The sequence below is a fragment of the Acinetobacter sp. TAC-1 genome (assembly GCF_029025845.1).
In the GTDB taxonomy this organism is placed as follows: domain Bacteria; phylum Pseudomonadota; class Gammaproteobacteria; order Pseudomonadales; family Moraxellaceae; genus Acinetobacter; species Acinetobacter guillouiae.
This window is the reverse complement of sequence record NZ_CP118892.1, coordinates 2,068,881-2,095,041: the sequence shown is the minus strand read 5'-3', so window position 1 is coordinate 2,095,041 and position 26,161 is coordinate 2,068,881. Positions and strand designations below refer to the sequence as shown.

Below are 26,161 nucleotides of genomic sequence, written 5' to 3'. Positions count from 1 at the left end.
GCGCTAACTAAAATCATGCATTGTCATCTGTGGAATTCATCTGATCTTTTTTTACATCTTTAGAAGGTTTAGTCGAAGATGAATCATTAAATAATTTATTCATTAAAGGCTTAATCACTCGATAAATAATCAAGCCAAGAAATACCAGTAAATAAAGTGGCCAAATGGTGACTAAAATAACCAATAAATCCAAAATAAATTGCCAGCCATATTGAACACCTTCCCAAGCACGCTTCCAAAAACTATCACCGTTTAAGCGTGCCACAGCAGCAACATCAACATCCAGACTTTCTCTCACCATCGCGGGTTGTTTAATGGCAATACTAATCGTGCTAAAACGCACCCGATCTTGAACTTCAAGTTGGGTTAAACGGGAAATTTCATTCAGCTGTGATTGTTTGGTATCACTAGGTACAGTTTGAGTTTGTCCAATTTTTTCTTCTAAAAGCTTCAACTCAAACCGCTTTGCAGAATATTGTTGTTGATTTAAAAAGTACATCAAAGGCAATAACTGATTGACATATAACGCGGCTTTATCACTCGGTACTCTGACAATGATCTCCGCATGCGGATCAACTTTTTCAAAAACTCGGATTTTACCATCCGCAATTTTTTGTGTTTTTACATCGAGTACATCAAAACTGATATTTTTCTGCTCTATAAAGCCACCCGCTTGAAAAGTGAGCTTATCAATTTCTAAAGCAGTTTTAACCACATCTTTGGCGGTAAAATTAACCTGAGCTTCACGCACCATACGACGTGCTTTTTCTGCTTGACTGACATCGGTACTTAAAATAGTTTCAGGTTTTTGTTCAGTCACAGGTGTGGTATCAACAGAATTTTCAGTAGCTTGTTCAGCACTTTTTTCTGCGGCATCAGCCGCTTGTGCAGCATCCTGAGCAACGACTTGTGTATCTGGAGCAGACGCAGAACTTTCAGCAGCTTCTTCCGATTTTTTCGCACATCCAGAAAGAAGTACCAAGCTTAAGGCGAGAATTAAATGTTTATTATTCATAGATTATTGACTTTTGTAGGTGATTTTAAATTTTGTTGAATTATAAAGAAACTTTACTTTTTTTACCATGCATAAAAATACAGCATCGAAATGCTGTATTTATCAAAGTTTTTATACATAGATCAACAAGTGCAGTTTAAACACTTAGCCCGCTTTACCGATTTCTTCATAGGGTTGTACTGCAATTTCTGAAATCATATTTTCAAAAGAGAAAATTTCATCTAGACGTTCTTGGCTCAATAAACCTTGTTCAAGTACAACCTCTTGAATGGTTTTATTTTCAGCAATACATTGCTTCCCAATTTCATCACACTTCGCATGACCTAAAATTGGATCAAGTAAGGTAATTATTCCAACACTACGCATCACAGCATCAAAACAGGTTTTTTCATTGGCAACCACACCTTGAATACACTTCTCATCCAAGGTTTGAATCGCATTGATCAGTAACTCAATTGATTCATTCATGGTAAGCGCAATCACAGGCTCCATCACATTTAACTGTAATTGGCCCGCTTCTGCTGCAAAGGTAATGGTTAAATCATTGCCAATCACTTTAAATGCAACTTGATTGACGACTTCTGGGATCACAGGATTGACTTTTGCTGGCATGATCGATGAACCAGCTTGTAATTCAGGTAGGCGAATTTCCCATAAACCTGTTCTTGGGCCAGAACTTAATAGACGTAAGTCATTACAGATTTTAGAGAGTTTTACAGCCAAACGTTTTAAGGTGCTTGAAAGGATAATAAATACACCGCAGTCACTGGTCGCTTCAACATAATCTTCTGCACCAATTAAGTTTAAACCTGTTAAGACTTTTAAATTTTCATTGACCTGAGCAGCATAACCATGTGGCGTATTTACGCCTGTACCAATCGCAGTAGCGCCTAAATTAATTTCTAATAAAAGTTCACGGGTCTTTTTAATTAGACGAACATCTTCTTTAAGTAATGTCGCAAAGGCATGAAACTCTTGCCCTAATGTCATTGGGACAGCATCTTGTAACTGGGTCCGGCCCATTTTTAGCACATACTGAAACTCAGCAGATTTTAATGTCAGTGAACTAATCAAATTATTGATTTTTTCAAATAACAAATCCAGTGAATAGTAAGTTGCTAAACGTAATGCGGTGGGATAGACATCATTGGTCGATTGAGATTTATTGACATGGTCATTTGGATGAATGATGTCATAACGTCCTTTCGCATAACCTAAAGATTCTAACGCGATATTGGCAATGACTTCATTGGTGTTCATATTAATTGATGTCCCCGCACCACCTTGGTAGACATCTGATGGAAATGCATTTTTCCAATTTTGCGGATTTTCAATCAGTTGATCACTTGCTTTTTGAATCGCTACACTGATTTCTTCAGAGATCTTATTAAATTGCAAATTGGTTTGTGCCGAGGCCTTTTTGACCTGAGCCAAAGCGCGGATAAAAAAGCTTTGCTCACCGACGCTATGTTTAGAAATATTAAAATTTTCTAAAGCTCGGATTGTATGAATGCCATAATAACTGTTTATAGGAACTTCTTTACTTCCCAATAAATCTTTTTCTATTCTTGTAACTTCAGGTTGAACCGTTTCCATGTGATCTGCTCATTATATATTTATGCACTATAGTTGTGCAGTTATAATAATATTCCTTCTCCTCGGCTTTTGTACTAGCAAAATATGTCATTTCGATAAACAATTTTATGGAATTATCAATTAAACGTTAACAATGTAACTTTGCGTAAAGTATAATCCCGCAGTCACTAAACACTCCCAGTAGAATTTTTTTGGATATAAATTGCTGATTTTTTGCATTTGTATCTAAAGTTACAATCGGATACATAAATCTTGCACAATCACCTTATAAAAATCACAGCGATATTTTTTAGTTGTGTGAAAGAATTCGCTCGTGAAACTTATGCGATAAAAAATAAAACTTGGAGATTTACTCCACAAGGACTGAATTAAATATGGACTCACTCAACCCCACAGTTGTCACGTTTATCTTTTATATCATTGCAATGGTTTGTATAGGCTTATATGCCTATAGAAAAACCACCGATTTCTCAGATTATATTTTGGGAGGTCGAAGCTTAGGGAGTTTTGTCACTGCACTTTCAGCAGGTGCATCGGATATGAGTGGCTGGCTACTCATGGGACTCCCAGGTGCAATTTACCTGACTGGATTATCTGAATCATGGATCGCAATCGGGCTCATTATTGGTGCTTGGCTCAACTGGTACTTGGTCGCAGGCCGTTTACGTGTCCATACTGAAATACAAAATAATGCATTAACATTACCAGATTATTTCACCAGCCGTTTTGGTGATAAAAAGAAAGTGATCCGTATCATTTCTGCACTGGTTATTTTAATCTTCTTTGGTATTTACTGTGCTTCAGGCATGGTGGCAGGTGCACGTTTATTCGAAAGTATTTTTGCAATGAACTACACCACTGCACTTTGGGTTAGTGCGATTGCAACCATCAGTTATGTATGTATCGGTGGCTTCCTTGCGATCAGTTGGACAGATACATTTCAAGCGGGCTTGATGATTTTTGCATTGCTGTTGGCACCGATTATGACTTTCTTGGCAGTCGGTGATTTACAACATGTCAATCAATTGATTGAAGCCGCACGTCCACATGCAGCAAATATGTTCCAAGGGGTTAGTTTTATTGCTATCATTTCATCAATGGCATGGGGCTTAGGCTATTTTGGACAACCGCATATTCTAGTCCGTTTTATGGCAGCAGATTCAGTGAAAACCATTCCCAACGCTCGTCGTATTGGTATGGCATGGATGATTCTATGTTTAGCGGGCGCTGTTGCTGTCGGTTATGTGGGTATTGCTTATTTCCAAGCACATCCTGACATTCCATCAGCTGCAATTGTGGCAAAAAATCCAGAAACAGTGTTTATGGAATTAACCAAAATCTTATTTAATCCATGGGTTGCTGGTGTTGTTTTAGCCGCTATTTTAGCCGCTGTCATGAGTACCTTAAGCTGTCAGCTTTTGGTATGCTCAAGTACCTTAACTGAAGATTTATATAAATCTTTTCTTCGTAAAAAAGCCTCACAAAATGAGTTGGTTTGGGTCGGTCGTTTAATGGTTTTAGCCATTTCAGTACTCGCGATCATCTTGGCATTTAACCCAGAAAGTAAGGTACTTGGTCTAGTGGCTTATGCATGGGCTGGTTTTGGTGCAGCATTTGGTCCGCTTATTTTATTGTCTGTGTTCTGGAAGCGTATGACTTTAAATGGCGCATTGATCGGTATCATTGTCGGTGCTGTAACAGTAATTGTTTGGAAAAACACCATGGCGCATACGGGTTTATATGAAATCGTGCCGGGCTTTGTGCTTTCTTTCATCAGCATCATTGTGGTCAGCTTAATGGACAAAGCGCCTGAAAAAGAAGTAATTGATCGTTTTGAAAATGCTGAACAAATTTATAACCGTGAAATGAAAAATATGTAAATTCACATGTTTGAATAAACCATTAGCGTTGGGGGCATTCATGCCCCCTTTTCTATTTCTTTACTTTCGCTTTAAAATTTAAATGTAATTGTGAGCTGTCTTTAATCACTTCCATCACTGGATAACTACGTGTTTCCTTTACACCAGGCAATTGCCAGAGTACCTGCCCTGAAATACGACGAAACTCCTCCATATCAGCACATCGAATTTTCACTAAAAAATCAAAACCGCCACTGATCATATGACATGCCATGATTTCTGGATATTGTACGATGGCATCTGAAAAAGCATCCAAAGCATTGGGTGTGGTTTTGTCTAAAAGAATCTCAACAAATACCACAAAATTAGCGCCTAACATTTTCGGATTTAGTTTTGCTTCATAGCCCAAAATAAATCCTTCCCCTGTCAATTTTTGCACCCGAGCAAGCGCAGCTGTGGGCGATAAATTAACTTTTTCAGCCAGCTTAATATTGGAAATTTTTCCATCTTTTTGCAAAATGTCCAAAATCCGAATATCTATACGATCTAAGCTTAAATAAGCACTTTCCATAGAATAATTCTCTAAATATTATTCAAATTATAGTGAGTTATTCACCAAATATTCTGTAATCATAAATTATATAAACCCATCTGCTCAACAAAAATATTTGCTAGTCACAGGACGTTGACAATGAATATGGATTCACCTCAAGTTTTAAATGCAAACTTACTTCCAAGTTTGGATTACATTACCGAATTTAAAGACAAAACTGATTTTGAAGAAGAAATCAATCATGCGTGGCGTCGTGCTGAATCGGAATGTGTTGAAAACTTACTTGAGCACAGTCAAATTTCTGAAGAAATGAATCAGAAAATTTATGACATTGCATTTAACTTAGCGCATAGCTTACGTGACCGTAAAAGTTCGTCAGGCAAAGCAGGTATCGTACAAGGTCTGCTGCAAGAGTTTTCATTGTCTTCACAAGAAGGCATCGCATTGATGTGCTTGGCTGAAGCCTTATTGCGTATCCCTGATAGTGCGACCCGAGACTTATTGATTCGCGATAAAATTAATCAAGGAAACTGGAAAGATCATTTAGGCCAAAGTAATCTCATGTTTGTCAATGCCGCTGCATGGGGACTCATGCTGACTGGCAAGCTGATGGAAACGCCTAAACAAACCAGCCTTTCAGGGATTCTCACTTCGCTTTTAGCGCGTACAGGTAAAGGCATCATTCGTAAGGCAGTTGATGCAGCCATGCGTATGATGGGTGAGCAGTTTGTTACTGGTGAAACCATTGAAGAAGCATTGGACAATGCCAAAATCCTTGAAGATAAAGGTTTCCGTTATTCTTATGACATGCTTGGTGAAGCGGCACTGACTGAACACGATGCAGATCGCTATTTTGAAGACTATACTCAAGCGATTCATGCCATAGGTAAAGCGTCTGAAGGTAAAGATGTTTATACCGGTCCAGGAATTTCAATTAAACTTTCGGCTTTACATCCACGTTATCAACGTTCTCAAACCGAGCGTGTGCATCATGAACTTTATCCTCGTATTTTAAATTTAGCACTTTTAGCAAAGACCTATGACATTGGTCTTAATATTGATGCTGAAGAAGCAGATCGTTTAGAACTCTCTTTAGAATTACTTGAGCGTTTATGCTTTGAGCCACAACTGGCAAACTGGAAAGGTATTGGCTTTGTCATTCAAGCCTATCAAAAGCGTTGTTTCTATGTAGTAGATTATATTATTGATCTGGCAAAACGTAGTCAAAAACGTTTAATGATTCGCCTGGTCAAAGGTGCTTACTGGGACAGTGAAATCAAAAAAGCACAAATTGACGGTATGTCTGACTATCCAGTCTTTACCCGTAAAGTGCATACAGATTTGTCTTATATTGCTTGTGCAAAAAAACTATTGGCTGCGCCTGATCAAGTGTATCCGCAATTTGCAACACATAATGCGCAAACGCTTGCCACAATTTATGAGTTAGCAGATCCACAAAAATATTATCTTGGTCAATATGAATTCCAATGCTTACATGGCATGGGTGAACCACTCTATGAACAAGTGGTAGGCAAAGTTTCGGATCAGAAATTAGGAATTCCATGTCGTATTTATGCGCCTGTCGGTAATCACGAAACCTTATTGGCTTATCTGGTTCGACGTTTATTGGAAAATGGTGCAAATACTTCATTTGTTAACCGTATTGCAGATAAAAATATTAAAATTGAAGAGTTGATTGAAAATCCTGTTCAAGAAATTTTACATACTGCAGAAAAAGAGCATGCAGTCGGGCTAAAACACCCTGCGATTCCGCTTCCTCATGATTTATATCAAGGCATACGCCAAAACTCTCAAGGTTTAGACTTAGCCGATGACAGTAAATTAAAAGATTTAAATCAAACTGTTCAGCACTATTTAAAACACCAGTGGAACAGTTATAGCCTTGTCGATCAGCTTGATTTACAAGACTTAGCTGAAATAAATTCGCAAGAAATCCGCAACCCAGCTGATCACACTGATTTGGTTGGTTATGTGATCGAAGCAGAAACAGCGCAAGTTGATTTGGCCTTAAACAACGCTCATCAAGCTTTTGAAAATTGGAAAAACGCATCTCAAGATTTTCGTGCAGAATTATTACTTAAAGCTGCTGCGATTATGGAATCACGTATTCAGGAACTGATGGTTTTACTGTGTCGTGAAAGTGGTAAAACCTACAGCAATGGTATTGCCGAAGTACGTGAAGCCGTTGATTTCCTCAGATATTATGCAGCTCAAATGCAAAGTATCGAAAAAAATGGCGCACTTAGCCCCTTGGGTACAATTTTATGTATCAGCCCTTGGAACTTCCCACTTGCAATTTTTACTGGACAAATTTCGGCAGCACTTGTTGCAGGAAATACCGTAATTGCTAAACCTGCGGAACAAACCCCATTAATTGCAGCACAAGCAATTCAAATCTTATGGGAAGCAGGAGTTCCAAAATCAGTTGTACAATTACTCCCTGGTCGTGGTGAAACAGTCGGTGCAAAACTTAGCCAAGACGAGCGTATTCAAGGCATTATGTTCACAGGTTCCACTGAAGTTGCTAAGATTTTACAAAAAACCGTGGCACAACGCCTGAGTCCAACAGGTCAACCGATTCCGTTGATTGCTGAAACGGGTGGTCAAAATGCGATGATCGTCGATTCTTCTGCGCTGACAGAGCAAGTAGTAATTGATGCAGTAAATTCAGCATTTGATAGCGCTGGTCAACGTTGTTCTGCCCTCCGAGTATTGTGCGTTCAAGAAGACAATGCAGCAACCTTAATTAAAATGCTTAAAGGTGCCATGCAACAGCTCAACATTGGACAACCTATTTTGCTTAAAACAGATATAGGTCCAGTGATTGATGGTGAAGCGCAACAAAATATTGAAAAGCATATCGAAATGATGCGGAGCAAGGGCTATGCAATACATCAACTTGCTTATGAAACACCAACATCTGATCTAAATGCAGGCACATTTATTGTCCCGACGGTAATTGAGCTTCCAAATCTGAATGATTTAAAACGTGAAGTTTTTGGACCTGTATTGCATGTCATTACTTATAAATATGGTGAATTAAAGCAATTGTTAGAACATATCAATGCAAAAGGATATGGTCTAACCATGGGTTTACATACACGTATCGATGAAACTATTCAAACCACCATTGAACATGCGGAAGTGGGCAACTTATATATTAACCGTAATATTGTAGGTGCTGTTGTCGGCGTACAACCTTTTGGTGGTGAAGGTTTATCAGGAACAGGGCCTAAAGCTGGTGGTCCAATTTATTTATATAAATTGATGCAGCATACAGCCCTACCCAATCGCCCTTTTGGTACTGTAAAAAATATCTCTGAACAGCTCAATCTAAAACCATCTGAAATTCAAACAGAATTTCACACTTGGGCAAAACAGCATTATTCGCAATGGGCTATGCATCAGTATCAATCACCGATTGCTTTATATGAACTTCCGGGTCCAACAGGTGAATTGAATCAATACCATGTTGTATCACGTCATCGGATATTGGCAATCGCAGCGCAAGAACAGGCTTTACTGAATCAGTTTAATGCAATTTTGTCTCTCAATGCACAAGTCTGTATTTTAAGTGATGATGCGATTGCTTTAAAAATGATTCAAAGTATGCCAAAAGCGTTGCAACAAAAATTTTCGATGATCAATGATGTGACTGTTGGAGAGTTTGAGGCAGTTTTACATCAAGGTACTGGTCTAAAAGAATTACAGACTGTGATTGCGCAACGTGAAGGCGCAATTGTTGGCATAACTCATTTAGCGGATGCCAATACAATTATCCCGCTTGCACCATTACTTATTGAGCGTGCGATCAGCATCAATACTGCTGCTGCGGGCGGAAATGCAAGTTTGATGACTTTAGGCAGTGAATAAATCATAAAGCAAGATTTAACCAAGTTTAAAGAAAGTTTTCCATTCCAAGTCAATATCATTTGGCTTGGTTTTTTTATTTAGGAACTTTATTTTAGTTTACAGCTATTGGTTTTGCTTACAAAGCAGAGCAAATAAATCACTATTCAGGATAAGTCCTTAACAACAATTGCTGTTTAATTTCTTCATAGTCATCCTGCATTTTTGGGGAGAGACTTTCTACAAACCATGCCCCATCGGCTGCATAACGTAATATTTTTAATGTGGCAGAATCATCCGTTGCAGCATGTTGAGATAATCGCCGTGTCAGCCATTGATCCCACTTCTCGCTATAAGATTTATCTGTCATCAATGTCATGCTTAAAGCACTCCATACTGTGTTGACTCCAAATGAAGCGCTTAAGGTGACATCAATATATGCGCGAGTAAAACAGCCATAAGTAACTGGATCTTTTTCAATTGCTAGACTGACTTGCTGGTCCAATTGTTGGATTAACTCTTCCAACATGGCCTCAATCAAAACTTGTTTATTGGCAAAATGATGAAATACACCACCTTTCGTTACACCTGAACGTGTTGCAATACTTTGAATCGACACGCCATTTACACCGTGTTCAGCAACTAAACTCATCGTGTTGGCTAAAATTAATTTTTTAACACCTTCAGGATCTTTTTTACGTTGATAAGCATTTTCTACAATTTTATCCATACTCAAATCTTACCTGCTTCGTGCTTTTATCAATGTCCTGCTGATGTTGAAAATAAATTAATCACCAATACACCTGAAATAATTAATCCAATGCCTGCAATTGCAGCAAAGTCTAAGCTTTGTTTGAAAATGAAATAACCCACCAAAGCAGTCAGGATAATACCGACACCAGCCCAAATTGCATAAGCAATACCTAATGGAATCGTTTTAATCACTTGAGACAGTAAATAAAAAGAAATCACATAAAAAAATACCACCAGTAAACTTGGGACCAACTTTGTGAAACCTTGGGATTTCACTAAGAATGTTGAACCTGTTACTTCAGCGATGATCGCGACCGCCAATAAACTATAGGCAAAAAGTATAGAATTCATAAATTCATCAAAAGATACCAGTTGGTTGGTATGTTATATAAATTCAATTTACAATACAATCTTTAGCGATTTGTAATCTCAGCCATTAAATTTGATGAATAATAAGCAATTGCACTTTGATAAAAATTATTTTTATAAAAAAAGGTGAGTTATCAATATGATACTCACCTTTTTTCTTCAATTTTCTACTTAATCAGGTAGGATGAATAAAATAGAAAAATGAAATTATAAACAACAAGGCAATGACCGCCAAAATTAAATACGTGTTTACCGTGTTGAAACTCTTTATAAAGTTTAAAATTTCCATTATTTTCGTCACAAAATAAACCAGCATTTATTTTAATATATTTTGTCACAATTTGTAAGATCATTAAGTCTGCTTAAATTAAAAAACACTTAAAAAATGAGTCTAAACGTCTACTTTTACAGCACAAATAGATATTCAAATGAGCCATTCCAAATGATAAATATTATCATATAGTTGTTTTTATTCAGTTATTCTGTAGGTTTTGATACCTATATCACAAGAATAAACATCAAACTCCGCTGATAAAAAATCACCCAAATTGATTAAATTATCTTAACAAAATATGTTTTTAATGTTTTAAACATATGATAAAAAAATCAAAAAAATTAAATATTTAGATACACTCTTCAAATAAAATGAATAAAAAATGAAGGATTTAGATAGAAGTGTTACAAGTTGTGTTTAACAATAAGCGCGCATATCAATGCTTTATGTATATTAAATTTTAAGTGTATAAGGCAAAAAGTGATCACTATAGGATCAACTAAGTGTTTAAAAGATATATTACTTTTTCTCATGCAAAATGATAAAAAAATTTACACTCATTCCTTGAGTTGTAAATTTTAAAAATTGTTATTCTATTTATTAAAAAACCTTATTTCACCTCAAAATGGTGTTTTTCTGTGACCAATTTAATTTTTATATCTTTGTAGTAACGAACCATTGTGTTATTCGGATCTTTCTTGAGTGCATCTGCAAATTTATCTTCATTCATTAACTTGGCGTAGGTTTTATAGCCAATTTCTAAAGTTGATGCTTTCTTACTTGATTCTTGAAATTCATCTATACGCTTGTTGATTTGCTTTACACTGATTTCCATCTTTCATTTCTCGCTACAATTTTATTTTTTATAACATGCTTTTATGACAATTCAGTTTAAATCATTATTTTTTGAGTTTATTTTGAATCAACATTTTTCTTCAAAAACAAAATAGTTTGATCAAACGTTTGCTGACTCGCCTTTTTGCCCAAGAAAAATTGATATTCATGGACCAACCATTCTTTTGATTCAGGGTAGAAAACAGCTTGAACAGGGATTTGCTTTTCTTGCAAAGCTTTTACAAAAGGAATGGACTGCGTATCTGTGAGAAAATCTTTATTCCCCCCACTGATAAATACAGGCGGATAATCCTTGGTAAGATGTTGTATAGGTGATAAACGTTTTAAATATTCAGGATTGTCTTTTTGATTACCTGTATAAGCTTGAACAAGGTTATTTACCCCCCATTCAATCAGTTTGATTTCATCTGGTGCTGTATTGATAAAGGCATTCATATCATAAATTCCGCAATGCAGAATTAAACCCTTAAGTTGTGAAGCTTGAATTGAGGCTGTAAATCCAGATTCTATGGCAAAATTTGGGTTAGTGAGAAGCGCTGCATAATGACTGGCTAAATTAGCCCCAGCCGAATCCCCTGCTAAAAATAATTGATCAGCATCTATATGGTATTGTTTTGCATTTTGCTGGATAAATCGCAGTGCATTATTGATTTGATACAACTGCGTTGGATAAATTGCTTGCGGTGCAAATTGGTATTGCACAGAAACAACATTATAACCTTGTGCTGCAAGCAGTTTAAAATATCCTCTTGCATTATCTTTAGCACCTGAAATCCAACCACCACCATGAATCCAGATCACTGTTGGACGTTTTTCAAATTGTTGAATATCTTTTGGCTGATAGAGATCTAAACTGAGTTTTGGTTGTTCTTGGTAAGTTATATTATGGGTAACAATGACATTCTCTGGCGCATGTTTATCCATCAGATAGCGTTGAAAATGTGCTGAAGTATCAAATGCCTTGGCAATGATTTTGTTATTTTTTTGCACATTTTGGCAGGCAGACAGTGTGAATAGTGAAAGTGTACAAATAAGAATTTTTAGTTTATGCATTTTGACCTCAAAAATGTTCAATCATTGTGATTTTCACATTATCGATACATTCAATTGTGAGCCTAATATAGCTTAAAAAATGAATTCCTTTTCTTTTAATTTCAATGCAAAAATAACTAAAAAATTTTTAATTTATATTTGCGCGATTTGTTGATGTAGACTTTGTAAAAATAAATCCGCTTCAGCTTTGGTTTGGCACTTTTTATGATATAAGCCATTGGCATTTTGATTGTGCGGTGTATATTCTATACTTATAGAAAAATTTTGCGTAATCATATCTTTAGAAACATGTATCGCGATAATATGCAGTGAATTTAGGTAAAAACCATCTTCTATTTTAACCAGCATTTTAAGCCTCAAACCTTATAACACACAGAGAGTAAGACAAAAAAGTCCATCTTTTGATGAGCTTATTGTTTAAATATTTTAAACTTAATCATACTTCAATTTAGCCAGTATTTAAAAATTTTGATTGCTTTTTATGTAACAAAAGGAATAACCACTAAGAATTTTCTTGAACAATACAATAAAAAAAATCTAACACATCATCAAAATTCAGCTTTAGATTGTCTGACATTTTTTTGATTGATCAAATTACATTGGTGTTAGATTGAATAAATCGTGATACTTATCACATTTCATAATAAAAGTTATTTTATCGAAATCTCTTTTATGGAGGTTGTTAATATGAATTATTTGATTATTCTAAACTCATCACAAGCACATCATTATGATGAAGTCCATAAGCTTATCTGTGACTACGATGCTTCGATTCGGGTGAACCCTTCCACTTGGCTGATCAATACCAACTATGAAGCCAACATCATTCGCCAGCATTTAGCGAGTATTATTAGCATTCATGACTCTTTGTTAGTCTTTAAGATTGATGGTGAACATTCATTTACCAACGATTTGGATTTAAATGACTGGATGGAGGATATAAATAGTAAAAGTTTGATTCGTGTCTAAAGCCCACTCCGCTAAATTGCCATAACTAAGGCTTAAATAAACATGATTTTTCATGTTTAAAGCGCTTTAGCATTGATGTCACATATCGAAAGCCACGATAACAAATGACTAAATATCGTTTGAAAACATAAATGAATAAATTGCAGGAAAACAATCAACACGAATAAATACGAAAAGATTATAGCTTTATATCATTTCAAAGATAATGAGAAATCCTTGAAAGCTGAATAAACGACCTCACTTCCAAGGATATTTAATTAGGGTCTGTTGACAATTCGTCTACGTTTGCGACTACGTGTGTTTTTTAGGCGATACTAGGCGCGAAATACGAAATTTAGTCATTCTAAATAATGAGAAACATCGTTTCGCAAGGTAACACGTAGCGGCAAAAAACACGCTAGTCCCGAAGGGTTGTGGTTAAAATTATCTCAGCCTTCGTTATGAAACTCGAAAATAGTCTCGCTATTCTCTTCGTTTCATGCCTTGCCTGCTCAATTTTAACCTACAACGCAAGCCATTTATGAAATGTCAACAGACCCTAAGCAGCTTTAGTTTTACTTAGCGTTTTCAACAAACTCTTTAAAGTCAGCTTTACGTATTTTGGCATGGATCCCCTTGGTCTTATCGACCACTTGCGATACTTCAAAATCAGTAGCAGCACTCAGATAGGCATAAGCAATCGCTTCATCAATACCATATTCTTGATTTAAAAAACGAATCGCTTCACGTGTAGATTTTTTCATTGCTTCGTCTAAATCTTCATCTAATCCTGGTGTAATCCAAAATTCAGCATTCTCTGCTAATGGCTGTACGATTTCTTTACCCGGGATTTTATCTTTGCCTGTTTTCAATAAAGTGAATTTGAATGTTGCTCTTGCTGAAGCTTCTAATGCAGTTAAAGCAACTTCGCCATCGCCTTGGGCAAAATGACTATCACCTGTATAAAACAATGCACCCGGCACTTGTACTGGGTAATATGCAGTTGATCCAGCACCTAACTCATTTATATCAATATTACCGCCATACATCGCTGGTGGTACTGAATGAACTGGCTGTGATGTATTCGGTGCGACCCCCATAATGCCCATAAACGGGCTTAGTGGGAAACGAATCGATTTACCTGATTGTGTTTTTATTACCCCCTCATATTCACCCTTGGCATTTTTTTCTATTGGGGTAAACACTGAAACGTTTCCATATCGCTCAGGATGTTCAGCCGAAGCATTTTCTTGTTGAGGTCTTTTAGGAAATTCGCCCACTAAAGCACCTTTACCATGACGATTTGAAATGACGCCATAGGGAACACGAGGCTCTACTTTAATGACTTCTACTTTTAAAATATCACCTGCTTGTGCACCTTTAATCTCAATTGGGCCAGTCACAATATGAGGTCCATCTTTATGAAAATCATGTTTTAGAGAAGATTTTGTAATATTTTTTGCTTCATCTAAAATGTATTCATCTTTCACCCCTTTTGATTTAAAGAATTTTTCCGCATCCCGCCCTTGATCTTCAAGTAAACCTTCATGTGAAACTGTATCAAAAGTTACCACACTCCCCGACGGAACAGAAATCACAGGCTTGGCATCTTTATTCGGTAAGTAACCCCAAGTAATCGTGTTTAAAGTCGAAGGTACATAATAATTGCCTTTGTATTCACCGTCTTTTAATTGAACCGGCTTATTGGATAATTGCTTAAGAACATTAAAACTTTCAGCATGAACGACTGAAGTACTGATAGCACTGAAAATAAACAGTGAAAGAACCGTGTGCTTAAACATAAAAATACCTTTAATAATTGAAAAATAAAAATATTGCAAAGGTGTTTTCAGCAAATTTCATGCCACGATAAAATTACTTTAATCTGTTCATTTCAATAGCTATTGCGCCAATTGTTTACAATTAGTCGGTCTATTCAAGTGCATAAATAATGAAATGCCCGTAAATATCTTATTTTTGAGTGGGTTTTAAAGTGTTTAATTTTAATGTGTACAGTTTTCTCTCAACCTATTCGGCTTCTTTCATAAATCCTTTTTAGAATGATATGCCAACTTAAATACCCCCTCATCCTCGCTTTCGCTCAAAGGGAGCAAGAACTTTTAACATCAATATGATTCGCTCAATATGATCATTTTTTGATTGATGAACTACGAATAAAAAACCCCACCAAATGGTGGGGCTATTTACGTCAGAATTCTATTTAACTTCTTTCACTGTAAAAGATTTATCTTTAGCAAGTTCAATGGTTCCTTCATCGCCTTTAGAATGAATTGAAACGCCATTGTCACCTTCTAAACGCATACCGCTTCCAGCAGGTACTTCTTTCAATGAATAGTTATTTCCATCGCTATCCGTTAATGTCGCTGTAACAAAATTATCACTGGTCTTAAGTGTAAATTGTTTCTTATCAGCGGTTTCATATTTTACCGTTTTTTCAGCTGACTCATTTGTATCAACAGCAACGGCACTACTACTTACCTCATTATCAGGAGATGTCGCTTTATCTTTGTCTTTTGCACTACACCCAGCAACAAAAACAACAGCTAAAAAAGATGAAATTAATAATAATTTTTTCATGTTTAATCTCGAATAAATATGGAAGTTAAGTTCTAACATAGCGCTTTAGAGCAATCCAACCACTTATTGCGAATAACTACTTGTTGCCTACACAAATTATAACAATCACTTAGAACCTTATACATTTTAAGCTTGAATTTTGTTTTAATTTAAATATTTAGTTTAATTCTTTGATCAATGAATAGGATGTATTAAGCCCAGATAAGCGCTGTCATTGCCAATTAGAACGAGGCGGTTGTATATCATTAAAGAAAATTACTCGGCTATTTTAGCTTATGCCTACAGTATGATTTCTTATAGAGGAAGCCTAAAAATTACTTGAATTAGATATAAAAAATCCAAATAAAACTTTGCTTTAAAATTAATAACTCCCCCACTTTTCGATATATTTTAATTGTGAAATAGAGCCTAAAGAATCAAAGATCTATCTATAAAATGTTTTTCTAATCTCAAACAAGACTTTATCTTTACAATAAAAAAGAGCTTTAAGCGTCTTAGCATAAACATGATTTCGCCAATCCATTATATCAATCAGCCCACTGTATCAGTGGGCTGATTGATTAACTGTCCTTATCGACTGAATGTGGCGTTGTTGTTTGATCTTGCTTTTGTGTATCTGAATCTCTTTTTTGACACGCTGTTAAGCCAATCAACATAGCTAAACTTAAAATTGAAAATATTTTCATAGTTCGCTCAGTTTTGCTTAAAAATACACCATATCAAAGTATGGGCTTCTTGATGTGTATTTTATGAAACTTACGTAACATTTCGAACAGCCTTAGCAAAATTTTAAATCTGTTTAGATGACAAATTAGATACACTCACCAACAATGCTTACATTTAAAAAAACTACTCAGATTATTAAGATATTTTTTAATTTTCAGAATCATAGACACATGCTTGGTTTTCTCTTTAAAAATCCATTTAATTCGCCAAAATTTAGTCACTTCGCCTTAATATTAGCCAGAATTTCGATCGGTTTATTTTTCTTAACAACGGGTTATAACAAATTATTTGTAGAGAAAAATCAACAAATCATGTTGGAAACGATTGTTTCGGCAGGTATACCTTTTCCAGAAGTAACAGCTATCATTGTTTCTTTATTTGAATTTGTATTCGGACTATTGCTAACCCTAGGGTTATTTACTCAGTTAAGCAGCCTTATATTGATCTTTATTTGCTTTGTAGCACTTGTAACCGTTGGCATTTATACAATCCCACCGGGTCTTAATTTGATCACTTGGATAAGCTGGTTTTTCTATATCCATGATTTGCTTTATATTTTCATTTTACTTTTTATTTTTACAAACAAGCCAGATTCTTTCACGCTAGATAAACTTTTTTTCAAAAAATACTTTTAGAAAATAGCCACTTTTTTTGGAAAGTCGGGATACACATTGTCAAACTGTATGAAGCAAAATCATTTGCTTCATCGTAACAAAAAAGATGCTATTTCACTTTACATAAGATCAATATATCTTCACCGCCTTGAGCCACCATGTTATATACTATTTTAGATAAATTTACCGTAATTGCCTTTGTATGTCTGACTTACAGCTTTCCTTAAGTGAATACCTTACAACTGTTCAAGAAGTTATACGTGTAACTTTTGATGAACCAATATGGGTAAAAGCTGAGATTAGAAATCTAAGTATCAAGGGCGGCCACTACTACTTAGAACTTGCAGAAAAGGAGGAAGATTCAGATAAAGTCATTGCCAGTTGTAAGGCAACAATCTGGAAATTCTCTGCTGCCAAAATGGTATTAAAATTTGAACGTGAAAGTGGTGTTGAACTCTCTCGCGATCTCAATGTACTGATTAAAGTGAAAGCTGTATTTAGTCCCCAATATGGTTTTTCAGTCAATATTGAAGCAATAGATTCAAGTTATACCCTAGGTGATATCGCACGGCGTTATCAACAAATTTTAGAAAGGCTGACCAGCGAAGGTCTACTGAATAAAAATAAATTATTGCCTACCCCATTTGATATTCAAAATGTGCTCGTCATTGCTCCTGAAAATGCTGCTGGCTTGGGTGACTTTAAGAAAGATGCTGATGCTCTTGATCAAGCTGGGGTTTGTCATTTTGTCTATCATACAGCAACGTTTCAGGGGAACACTGCAGCGACAAGTATTTCTGAAGCTTTAGCAAATGCATTACGACAATGGGCGAAAGACCTCAATACACCACCAGATCTTATTGTGATTATTCGTGGTGGAGGTGCCGTCAATGATCTAGCCTACCTCAATGACTACAATCTCGCTGCGCTACTCTGCAAGCGCTCTGTTCCAATCTGGGTAGGTATAGGCCATGAAAAAGATAGAACCATTTTAGATGAAGTGGCGAACCGTTCTTTTGATACACCGAGTAAAGTGATTGGAGGTATTCGAAATCTAATCGTAGAGCGCACTCAAGATGTGCTAGATTCTCTACATAAGATTAAACTGTTATCTCAGCATCAAATCACTGCTTATCAAAGCCAGAATGATCAGTACATCAAAGTCATTAAAACGCTTTCTCAAGGGCAGATCAATGAAGCAAATAAAAGCTTAGATTTGATGAAAGGTACTGTTCAGTATTTGGCACAGCAACTGATTAAATTGGCATCCAATCAAGTTGAATCACTTATGCGTGAAACGCTTTTGCAAAATCCACGTCATGTCATGGCCAAAGGCTATGCTATTGTCCGTAGTGATGGTAAAGCCATTCGTTCTATTCAACAAATTTCAACTGATCACATCCAAGTAGAGTTATTGGATGGTACGATCAACGCAAATGTGACACAGGTATTAAGCAATGGCTAAACAAGATTTAACGTTTAAAGAAGGTTATGACGTTCTAAAGAAAAATGCAGAATTATTAGAATCTCAAGAAGAACCTGATATTGATAATTTGATGAAGATTGTGGAAGAATCCATGTCTGCATATAAAGCCTGTAAGTCACGTGTAGATGCGGTGCAACAGGCTCTAAATGAGACTTTTAAAGAATAGATAGATAATCAATCTAAATGTTCAATAACTTTATAACTCTTAAACCTGCTATTTCTCCTATAAAAATAAGAGAAATAGCAATAAAAATATAAATTAAATCAAAAAATTATAAGCCATTAAACACTTAACATACTATTTAAGGTTTCACTGACATTTTTTGATTTCACTTGAGATTTTAATCCTTCAAGTGCGGCTTTTACTTCACTTCGTTGTGGTTCAGCTAATGTATACCAGCGTGTAAGGACTTGGAGTAAACGAGAGCCAACAATTGGATTCTTCTCATCCAAATACTTCGCCAAATCGACAAAATGCTGAACACCAAAACTCCATGCATTGACAGGATTGGCATTTAAACCACCACTCACTGAACGAATACGGTTAGGTGTACCTAAATCATAATCAGCATGTGACGTTAAATACTGAATCGTTTCAGCCGTTGCTTTCGGATGCGCTGCTTGAATCATAAACCATTGATCTAATGACAATGCTTCATCCTTAAAGCGCTTATAGAAGTCTTCTAAGGCTGCTTTTGCTTGTGGAGCATCATTCCATACCAATACTTTAAGTGCGCCAAGTCGCTCAGACATATTCACAGAATTTTCATACTGTGCATAAGCCAAATCAAATACTACGGTATCCCCCTGACGCGCCATAAAACTCAACATGATATTTTTCAGAGCACGAACACCCATTGCTTGTGAAAATTCATTTTGTGAATCTGGATCAAGTGATACATATGTTTCTTTAACAAAGTCACCCAAGACTTTAGCCAATTGATTCAACAAGGCTTCACGTGCTTCATTTACAATCAAAGGATTATAATCTTGATCAATGCGACTACCCAAATAACCTTCACTTGGTACATCAAATAAGCGTGACGCCAATAGCGGATCTTTTTCAATTACATTTGGTAAGGTCTGTTTAATTGCATCTACATAAATTTGAGCATCATGACCATTAAGCAAAATACGCTCAAGCAAAGTCTGTGTGGCTTGCCACTGGTTAAAACCATTGGTTTCATATTGTAATAAGAAGGCAAGTTCTTCATCTGAATAGTTAAATTCAAGATTTACCGGTGCTGAGAAATTACGTAATAAAGATGCTACAGGCTTTTCGGTCACACCTGTAAATTCAATACTTGCTTCTGTTTGATCAAACAAATACACCCCATCTTTTACCCCATTCTCAAATAAAGCCTCAGAATGCAGGGTGTACTGCTCACCTGTTTCTGCATTAAACAATGCTAAAGCCACAGGAATAGGTACAGCTTTTAAGTTTGGATATTTAGGATGGGGTTTTAAACTTTGTTTAAAGCTTAAACGATAAGTTTGAGTACTCGCATCATATTCACCTTTCGCTTCAAGCTTTGGCGTTCCTGGTTGGTTATACCAGATTAAAAATGCAGATAAATCGACACCTGAACCCGCAGTTAAGGCAGCAACCCAATCTTCAACAGTGACCGCTTGACCATCATGACGTTGAAAATATTCATCGGTACCCTTACGGAATTTTTCCTTGCCCAATAAAGTTGACATCATGCGGTTAATTTCCGCACCTTTCTCATACACTGTCGCGGTATAGAAATTGTTGATTTCCACAAAATGATCTGGACGTGGAGGATGCGATAATGGGCCTGCATCTTCTGGAAATTGATGCGCTTTAAGCACTGCAACATCGTCGATACGTTGTACTGCAGCCGATTGTAAATCTTCTGAAAAAGACTGATCACGGAAAACTGTTAAGCCTTCTTTTAAACACAATTGGAACCAATCACGGCAAGTAATACGGTTACCTGTCCAGTTATGGAAATATTCATGAGCAATCACAGACTGTACACGCATAATTGCGGCATCAGTGGTATATTCTTCATCAGCAAGCACACATGATGTATTGAAAATATTTAAACCTTTATTTTCCATTGCACCCATATTGAACTGACTGGTTGCCACAATCATATAATTGTCTAGATCGTATGCACGTCCATAATGTTCTTCATCCCAACGCATAGAATGCTTTAACGCTTCCATCGCAATATGACATTTTGGGATATCTTTTTCTTCTGCATAGATTTCTAAAGCCACATCACGACCTTCTGAAGTGGTATAACGGTCTTTTAAAACCGCTAAATCACCAATCACACAGGCAAATAAATAAGCTGGTTTTTTGGTTGGATCTTCCCAAATGGTATAATGGCGCTCATCACCAGTTTTACCCGCTTCAATCAAGTTACCATTTGCCAAAAGTACAGGATATTTGTTATCGGCTTCTACACGAGTGGTAAACACAGATAAGACATCTGGACGGTCAGGATAGAACGTAATTTTACGGAAACCTTCTGGCTCATTTTGAGTGACAAATAAATCACTCCCCGCAAGATATAATCCTTCGAGTTGTGTATTGGTTTCAGGATGAATGACCACAGATGTTTCAACGATGGCTTCATCTGGTGCATTGGCAATCACCAATTGCTCAGAATCAAGCTTATACTCACTTTCAGTAAGCTGCTTACCATTAATAAAAATTGATTTAAGCTCAAGATCGCGTCCAAGCAATACCATATCTCCTGCTGCTTGGCGTTTCATGACTAATTTGCTATTTACATTGGTATGGTCATCATAAACTTGGATATCGAGATTGATTGAATCTACAACATATGAAGGTTTTTGATAATCTTTTAGATATATAGTTTGATCTGCTTCAACTACTGGGTTTGCCGCGATATTCATATGATGTCCTAATCCTATTGTTGAGCTTCGACTTGTTATCGTGAGCTTGATCATCAATCAAATTTCACAAAGTGTCTGTTCTGTTGATTAATTTCTATATGGGTCTAGTTGAAATTAATTTCAATTGTTGGAATGCAAAAAACGTGCGAGATGGCCTATATTTATACAACAATTTATCCTGTAAATTAGAAATGATGCTTATGAAAATTAATGCAATAAAAAGCAAACAAGATTTTTTAACATTTTTAGATAATCTCAAACAAGATCATCTGGAAAATATTCAACAATGGGAAAATAAAGATCTGCAAAGCTTTTTAGCAGCAATGCACAATTGGGTGGAAGATATGGAGGGTTTTTATGCCAATACCCAACAGCCACAACCAGAGTGCATCCCATGGAAAATTTTTGCAGATATTTTAATGGCTGCAAAAATCTATGAATAATGACAAGGAAAACTTTGAGGAAAATATATGAAATCGCTTAGGCTATTTATAACTATAATGAGTCTTCTCTCTTTGCCTGTTTATGCAAAGCAAACTGCCCCATATTTTTGCTTTAAAGAAAGTCAAAACAACATAGACGAATTGTCAACAGCCCCGAACCTTCTGCTTATTTCTGAGGAAGAATTTCCAAAAGTCAAAACAGTTCAATATTATCCTTATATGAAAAAAATCTCGTTAAAGTTTACCCACTATGATGCTGTTGATACAGCACAAGGTAGACCAAGTGAATTTCACGATTTCTATAAAGAAATAATCAATCAGAAAGAAACAGGAACTTATGAAATCGTTTATCAAGGTGCTGTGCTTTACAATGTCAATTACACCAGCAAAAAAACCAAGAAAATGACCCAATTCGACAGACTCTATCCTAATGATGGACAAATTTTTCAAAAACTTAAGCAAAATGGGGTTAAATGCTTTTAACGGTATTTTTACAAAGAAAAACTTAGAATAATGCCTTCTTTATCTGAAATTATGGATAATGGCTGTAAATGAAACAAAGATATGGAATTATGAAGTTGCGAACCTTGCTCAGTGTATGTGGTTTTACTTTGTTGAGTCTAAGTACCATCAGCCACGCAAATCCTGAGTTTCTCCCCCCAGATCAAGCTTTTCAATTCTCTGCTGAATCAATTTCAGAAAATAAAGCACAATTGAAATGGACAGTTGCACCTCACTATTACCTTTATCATGATCAATTTAAAGTAACAGTCAACAATAAAGCTGTACCTTTAAGTCTCCCAAAAGGTCATATCAAAGATGATCCAACCTTTGGGAAAACAGAAGTTCATTATGAAAATGTGACTACACAGATTCAAGTCAAACCAAATTCACAATATTTAGTGATGTATCAGGGTTGTTCTGCGGATGGCTTATGTTATCCATTACAAAGGAAAACTATTGCAACTGATGCAGATGGCTTATTACCACAAAGCAATACATCGTCTAAGCACCTATTCAATAATAATTCAAATAGCACATTACTCAATCAGCCTGCTACTGTCCCAGCTCAAGATAAAAAGCTCAAAGAAAACGCTGAAACTAAAGCCAATTCAACTGCTGAAGAACCAGTTCCAAACAAAGTATTGGATGATCAAACCACTCAGCTTGGACAAAAAACTGTCAATAAAGCAGATAACACTGCACATCTAATCGACCCCAATGCTTCTGTTGCAAGTAGCAATGCAATTACAGATACGGAAAATTCTGCTGATTTAAACAGCAATACGGGCACTAAAAACAATACATCGTCATTACAATGGAATGATGATCAATCATTCTTCAAACTATTGTCTAAAGACTCTCTGTTTCTAAATTTATTGGTGTTTTTCGGTTTAGGTATTTTACTGGCGTTTTTACCCTGTTCGCTGCCACTTATTCCAATTCTCTCTGGCATCATCATTCAGCGCGCGAAAGGTTATAAAGCTGTTGTGATTGCCTTGTGCTTTGTAGTAAGTATGGCAGTGGTTTACGCCATTATGGGGATTGTGGTTGCTGAAATTGGTTATAGCTTTCAACGTTGGTTCCAAAGCCCTTGGATTGTTTCATTATTTGCAGTTTTATTTGTTGTATTAGCTTTAAATTTATTTGGTTTATATCAATTAAACTTACCGCAATTCATCACCAATAAATTGAGTCATCTGCAAAATAATCAAAAAGCTGGGACAGTGCTCGGTGCTGTAGTTATGGGTGCATTATCAGCACTTATTGTTGGCCCTTGTATGAGTGCCCCACTTGCTGGCGCATTATTATTTGTTTCACAAACTCAAAGTGCTGTATTAGGTGGTTTGTACTTATTTATTCTCGGTCTAGGTATCGGTTTACCTTTATTTATCGCTAGTGTATTTGGTTCTAAATTATTACCAAAACCAGGTAAATGGATGGATCGGATTAAAGTCAGTTTTGGCTTTATTATGCTGATGGTTGCATTGTACTTTATTCGCCCTATGCTGCCTTCGACTGTGTATGCTGCTATTTTTGCCTTGCTGTGTATCGCATTGGCAATCTATCTCTTTATTGCTCTACGCGACAGTGAAAAAACAGTCAATAAAGTTATTCTTGCAATCATCGCAATTGCCAGTTTAGTGGCTGGTTTTTGGAATATTCAACAAAGTTATTCTGCTTATCAAATTCAACATAGCCAAACAGAACATTTAGTTTGGAACAAAGTGACCACCGCTGAACAATTAGAACAGGCTTTGATCAATGCAAAACAGCAAGGCAAACCCATCATTATTGATGTCTATGCGGACTGGTGTGTGGCGTGTCAACCGATTGAAAAAGAGGTATTCCCACGTACCGATGTACAAGAGGCATTGAAAAACTTCACCCTCATCCAATTAGACTTAACGGAATACAACGCCTCACAAGACATCATTTTAAAACAACGTGAAATTTTAGGTCCGCCAACCATGCTGTTTTTAAATAGCAATGCACAAGAAATCCGTGAATTGCGCTTTACAGGTACCTTCTCAGCACCACAACTTATTCAACAAACTGAAAAAATACACACAGGACGTTAAGCAAACTCTCCATGATCACTGCACAAGCAATTCATTTAGGACCGATTATGTTGCCATGGGGATTAACCATCCTCATGCTTGCGATACTGATGAGTGTGGTAATTGGAAAGTTTAGCTTTCAATATTTTAGCATTTCAAATTTACAATGGGCTGCGTTTAAAGACTCGATTTGGTCGGCATTCTTGGTCGGCATGTTATCTGCACGACTTGGCTTTGTCTTACTCAATTTAGATGTTTATTTAGAGCATCCAATTGAAATATTGAAGATTCAAGATAAAGGTTTTCATCTTTATGTGGGAATTGCTTGCGCTGGCCTATGGATGGTTTGGAAAAATCGATCTCTAAAGAAAAGCTTTATTGCACTATGCTTTGCAGCTTTTGCCCTGTTTTTCATTTCAGGCCAATATTTCTATCAACAGGTACAATTGCAATACCAACAATTTCCTCAAGTCAATTTAGTGAATCTTCAACAAGAGCATGTTGAGCTGACTCAGTTCCTCGGTAAACCCACCGTAATTAATCTTTGGGCCAGTTGGTGTCCGCCTTGCAGACGTGAAATGCCGGTGTTAAATGATGCTCAACAACGATACCCCAATGTGCAATTTGTCTTTATTAATCAGAATGAAGACGCCAAAACGGTGCAAACGTATTTGCAACAACACAAACTTAATTTGCATTGGGTTCTACTGGACTTTGACGGTGTAACGGCACAAAAAATGGGAATGTTTGGCTTACCCAGCACTTTATTTTTTAATGCACAAGGCAAATTAATCGATACACATATGGGGGAACTTACCCATGCAGCGCTTCACCAAAAAGTTCAAAGGATAGTTTCGGAATAATCTATTTCATTGGCATTGATTAAAGAATTATTGCTTTTAACCTTAGGAGTCATCTTGATGATTGATTTAAAAACACTCGGTATTTATTCGCTTGGTTTGGTGTTAAGTGGCTCTTTGTTTGCTGCTGATGCAAATTTCCTTAAAAATAAATTGGAAAAAGAAGGTTATAACTTTGTTAAGCAAATAGATGCACCCGAGGGTTTAGAAGGTTGGACGGGCTATAAAGATGAATATCCATCGACAATCTTTATTTCAAAAGATCAAAAGCACTATATCGTCGGTGACCTATTTAATGCTTCAGGAAAAAATTTAACCGAAGAAGCGATTAACACCCATGTTAAAGGTGCCGTATTAGATGAAATTTGGAAAAGCCTAGAAAAATCAACTTGGATTCAAGACGGCGATCGCAATGCACCAAAAGTCGTTTATGTATTTAATGATCCAAACTGCCCTTACTGTCATACCTTTTGGCAACAAGCACGTCCCTTTGTAGATTCAGGAAAAGTTCAATTACGTCATATTATGGTTGGGGTCATTCGCCCAAGCAGCAAAGGACAAGCCGCAACGATTTTAAACAATGCCAATCCTGCAGAAATTTTCAAACAATACAATTTAAGCAACGGTAAGAATAAATTGGTGGAAATGAAAAGCATTCCTAAGCCGTTATCTGAAAAGTTAGATGAAAATACCAAACTGATGGATAAATACGGTTTTTATGCTACTCCTGCAATGGTATGGAAAGATACAAAAGGTGAAATTCAAAGCCAGCAAGGCGCACCGAAAGACATTAAAAAGTTATTTGATTAAGCAATGATAAAAATGAGTGATTAAAA

23 protein-coding genes are annotated in these 26,161 nt (G+C 36.3%); 11 read left to right on the top strand and 12 right to left on the bottom strand.

Annotation, left to right across the window (positions count from 1 at the left end; translation table 11 throughout):
• Positions 1-13 precede the first annotated feature (13 nt).
• Positions 14-1,015: a DUF4349 domain-containing protein gene (locus PYV58_RS09720; protein ID WP_034617253.1), complete on the bottom strand. Its 1,002-nt coding sequence runs from the start codon at positions 1,013-1,015 to the stop codon at positions 14-16.
• Positions 1,016-1,159: 144 nt separating this feature from the next.
• Positions 1,160-2,611, bottom strand: a complete 1,452-nt coding sequence (locus PYV58_RS09715; RefSeq protein ID WP_034617252.1) for an aspartate ammonia-lyase — start codon at positions 2,609-2,611, stop codon at positions 1,160-1,162.
• A 374-nt stretch (positions 2,612-2,985) separates the two neighbouring features.
• Here PYV58_RS09715 and putP point away from each other — a divergent pair, with 374 nt between their 5' ends.
• On the top strand, positions 2,986-4,491 hold the full coding sequence (gene putP / locus PYV58_RS09710) for a sodium/proline symporter PutP (RefSeq protein WP_034617251.1): 1,506 nt from the start codon (positions 2,986-2,988) through the stop codon (positions 4,489-4,491).
• A gap of 52 nt (positions 4,492-4,543) precedes the next feature.
• On the opposite strand, the gene PYV58_RS09705 is transcribed toward putP, so the two are convergent.
• Positions 4,544-5,041 carry an Lrp/AsnC ligand binding domain-containing protein gene (locus PYV58_RS09705; protein WP_004821915.1) on the bottom strand — a complete coding sequence of 166 codons (498 nt, stop codon included), beginning with the start codon at positions 5,039-5,041 and terminating at the stop codon, positions 4,544-4,546.
• A gap of 120 nt (positions 5,042-5,161) precedes the next feature.
• Here PYV58_RS09705 and putA point away from each other — a divergent pair, with 120 nt between their 5' ends.
• Complete coding sequence (gene putA / locus PYV58_RS09700; RefSeq protein WP_034617248.1) at positions 5,162-8,917, top strand: trifunctional transcriptional regulator/proline dehydrogenase/L-glutamate gamma-semialdehyde dehydrogenase; 3,756 nt, start codon at positions 5,162-5,164, stop codon at positions 8,915-8,917.
• A 139-nt stretch (positions 8,918-9,056) separates the two neighbouring features.
• Here putA and PYV58_RS09695 read toward each other — a convergent pair whose 3' ends face one another.
• The 5 genes from PYV58_RS09695 to PYV58_RS09675 all read right to left on the bottom strand — a co-directional run bounded on the left by PYV58_RS09695 (position 9,057) and on the right by PYV58_RS09675 (position 12,545).
• Positions 9,057-9,623 (bottom strand): TetR/AcrR family transcriptional regulator, encoded by a 567-nt coding sequence (locus tag PYV58_RS09695; protein ID WP_004821919.1) that lies wholly within the window; start codon positions 9,621-9,623, stop codon positions 9,057-9,059.
• A 29-nt stretch (positions 9,624-9,652) separates the two neighbouring features.
• Positions 9,653-9,997, bottom strand: a complete 345-nt coding sequence (locus PYV58_RS09690) for an SMR family transporter (RefSeq protein ID WP_004821920.1) — start codon at positions 9,995-9,997, stop codon at positions 9,653-9,655.
• Positions 9,998-10,899: 902 nt separating this feature from the next.
• Positions 10,900-11,124 (bottom strand): hypothetical protein, encoded by a 225-nt coding sequence (locus PYV58_RS09685; RefSeq protein ID WP_004719860.1) that lies wholly within the window; start codon positions 11,122-11,124, stop codon positions 10,900-10,902.
• Positions 11,125-11,201: 77 nt separating this feature from the next.
• Positions 11,202-12,197 (bottom strand): alpha/beta hydrolase, encoded by a 996-nt coding sequence (locus tag PYV58_RS09680; protein ID WP_034617246.1) that lies wholly within the window; start codon positions 12,195-12,197, stop codon positions 11,202-11,204.
• A 132-nt stretch (positions 12,198-12,329) separates the two neighbouring features.
• Positions 12,330-12,545: a hypothetical protein gene (locus PYV58_RS09675; RefSeq protein WP_034617245.1), complete on the bottom strand. Its 216-nt coding sequence runs from the start codon at positions 12,543-12,545 to the stop codon at positions 12,330-12,332.
• 339 nt (positions 12,546-12,884) lie between these two features.
• Between PYV58_RS09675 and PYV58_RS09670 the strand changes: the two genes are divergently transcribed.
• Positions 12,885-13,166: a hypothetical protein gene (locus PYV58_RS09670; RefSeq protein WP_034617244.1), complete on the top strand. Its 282-nt coding sequence runs from the start codon at positions 12,885-12,887 to the stop codon at positions 13,164-13,166.
• Positions 13,167-13,720: 554 nt separating this feature from the next.
• Here PYV58_RS09670 and PYV58_RS09665 read toward each other — a convergent pair.
• The 3 genes from PYV58_RS09665 to PYV58_RS09655 all read right to left on the bottom strand — a co-directional run bounded on the left by PYV58_RS09665 (position 13,721) and on the right by PYV58_RS09655 (position 16,429).
• Entirely contained in the window at positions 13,721-14,947 is a 1,227-nt protein-coding gene (locus PYV58_RS09665) for an acetamidase/formamidase family protein (protein ID WP_034615542.1), read from the bottom strand.
• Between the two features lie 415 nt (positions 14,948-15,362).
• Positions 15,363-15,743, bottom strand: a complete 381-nt coding sequence (locus tag PYV58_RS09660; RefSeq protein ID WP_004719841.1) for an MliC family protein — start codon at positions 15,741-15,743, stop codon at positions 15,363-15,365.
• Positions 15,744-16,303: 560 nt separating this feature from the next.
• The gene (locus PYV58_RS09655; RefSeq protein ID WP_004719837.1) at positions 16,304-16,429 is read right to left on the bottom strand and encodes a hypothetical protein; all 126 of its coding nucleotides are present in this window, start codon (positions 16,427-16,429) and stop codon (positions 16,304-16,306) included.
• Between the two features lie 210 nt (positions 16,430-16,639).
• Between PYV58_RS09655 and PYV58_RS09650 the strand changes: the two genes are divergently transcribed.
• The 3 genes from PYV58_RS09650 to xseB all read left to right on the top strand — a co-directional run bounded on the left by PYV58_RS09650 (position 16,640) and on the right by xseB (position 18,735).
• Entirely contained in the window at positions 16,640-17,104 is a 465-nt protein-coding gene (locus PYV58_RS09650; protein ID WP_034615599.1) for a DoxX family protein, read from the top strand.
• 181 nt (positions 17,105-17,285) lie between these two features.
• Entirely contained in the window at positions 17,286-18,548 is a 1,263-nt protein-coding gene (xseA, locus tag PYV58_RS09645) for an exodeoxyribonuclease VII large subunit (protein ID WP_034615545.1), read from the top strand.
• Complete coding sequence (gene xseB, locus PYV58_RS09640) at positions 18,541-18,735, top strand: exodeoxyribonuclease VII small subunit (protein ID WP_034615548.1); 195 nt, start codon at positions 18,541-18,543, stop codon at positions 18,733-18,735. The genes xseA and xseB overlap by 8 nt, the downstream gene beginning before the upstream one ends.
• Positions 18,736-18,851: 116 nt before the next feature.
• Here xseB and pepN read toward each other — a convergent pair whose 3' ends face one another.
• Positions 18,852-21,461 carry an aminopeptidase N gene (gene pepN / locus PYV58_RS09635; RefSeq protein WP_034615551.1) on the bottom strand — a complete coding sequence of 870 codons (2,610 nt, stop codon included), beginning with the start codon at positions 21,459-21,461 and terminating at the stop codon, positions 18,852-18,854.
• 200 nt (positions 21,462-21,661) lie between these two features.
• Here pepN and PYV58_RS09630 point away from each other — a divergent pair, with 200 nt between their 5' ends.
• From PYV58_RS09630 to dsbG, 5 genes are all read left to right on the top strand, one after another.
• Complete coding sequence (locus tag PYV58_RS09630) at positions 21,662-21,904, top strand: hypothetical protein (protein ID WP_227504254.1); 243 nt, start codon at positions 21,662-21,664, stop codon at positions 21,902-21,904.
• Between the two features lie 27 nt (positions 21,905-21,931).
• Positions 21,932-22,387 (top strand): hypothetical protein, encoded by a 456-nt coding sequence (locus PYV58_RS09625; RefSeq protein WP_034615556.1) that lies wholly within the window; start codon positions 21,932-21,934, stop codon positions 22,385-22,387.
• 68 nt (positions 22,388-22,455) lie between these two features.
• Positions 22,456-24,486: a protein-disulfide reductase DsbD gene (gene dsbD, locus PYV58_RS09620; protein ID WP_275059804.1), complete on the top strand. Its 2,031-nt coding sequence runs from the start codon at positions 22,456-22,458 to the stop codon at positions 24,484-24,486.
• A gap of 11 nt (positions 24,487-24,497) precedes the next feature.
• Positions 24,498-25,328 carry a TlpA disulfide reductase family protein gene (locus PYV58_RS09615; protein ID WP_034615563.1) on the top strand — a complete coding sequence of 277 codons (831 nt, stop codon included), beginning with the start codon at positions 24,498-24,500 and terminating at the stop codon, positions 25,326-25,328.
• Positions 25,329-25,385: 57 nt separating this feature from the next.
• Entirely contained in the window at positions 25,386-26,135 is a 750-nt protein-coding gene (gene dsbG, locus PYV58_RS09610; RefSeq protein WP_034615600.1) for a thiol:disulfide interchange protein DsbG, read from the top strand.
• The last annotated feature ends 26 nt before the right edge of the window (positions 26,136-26,161 follow it).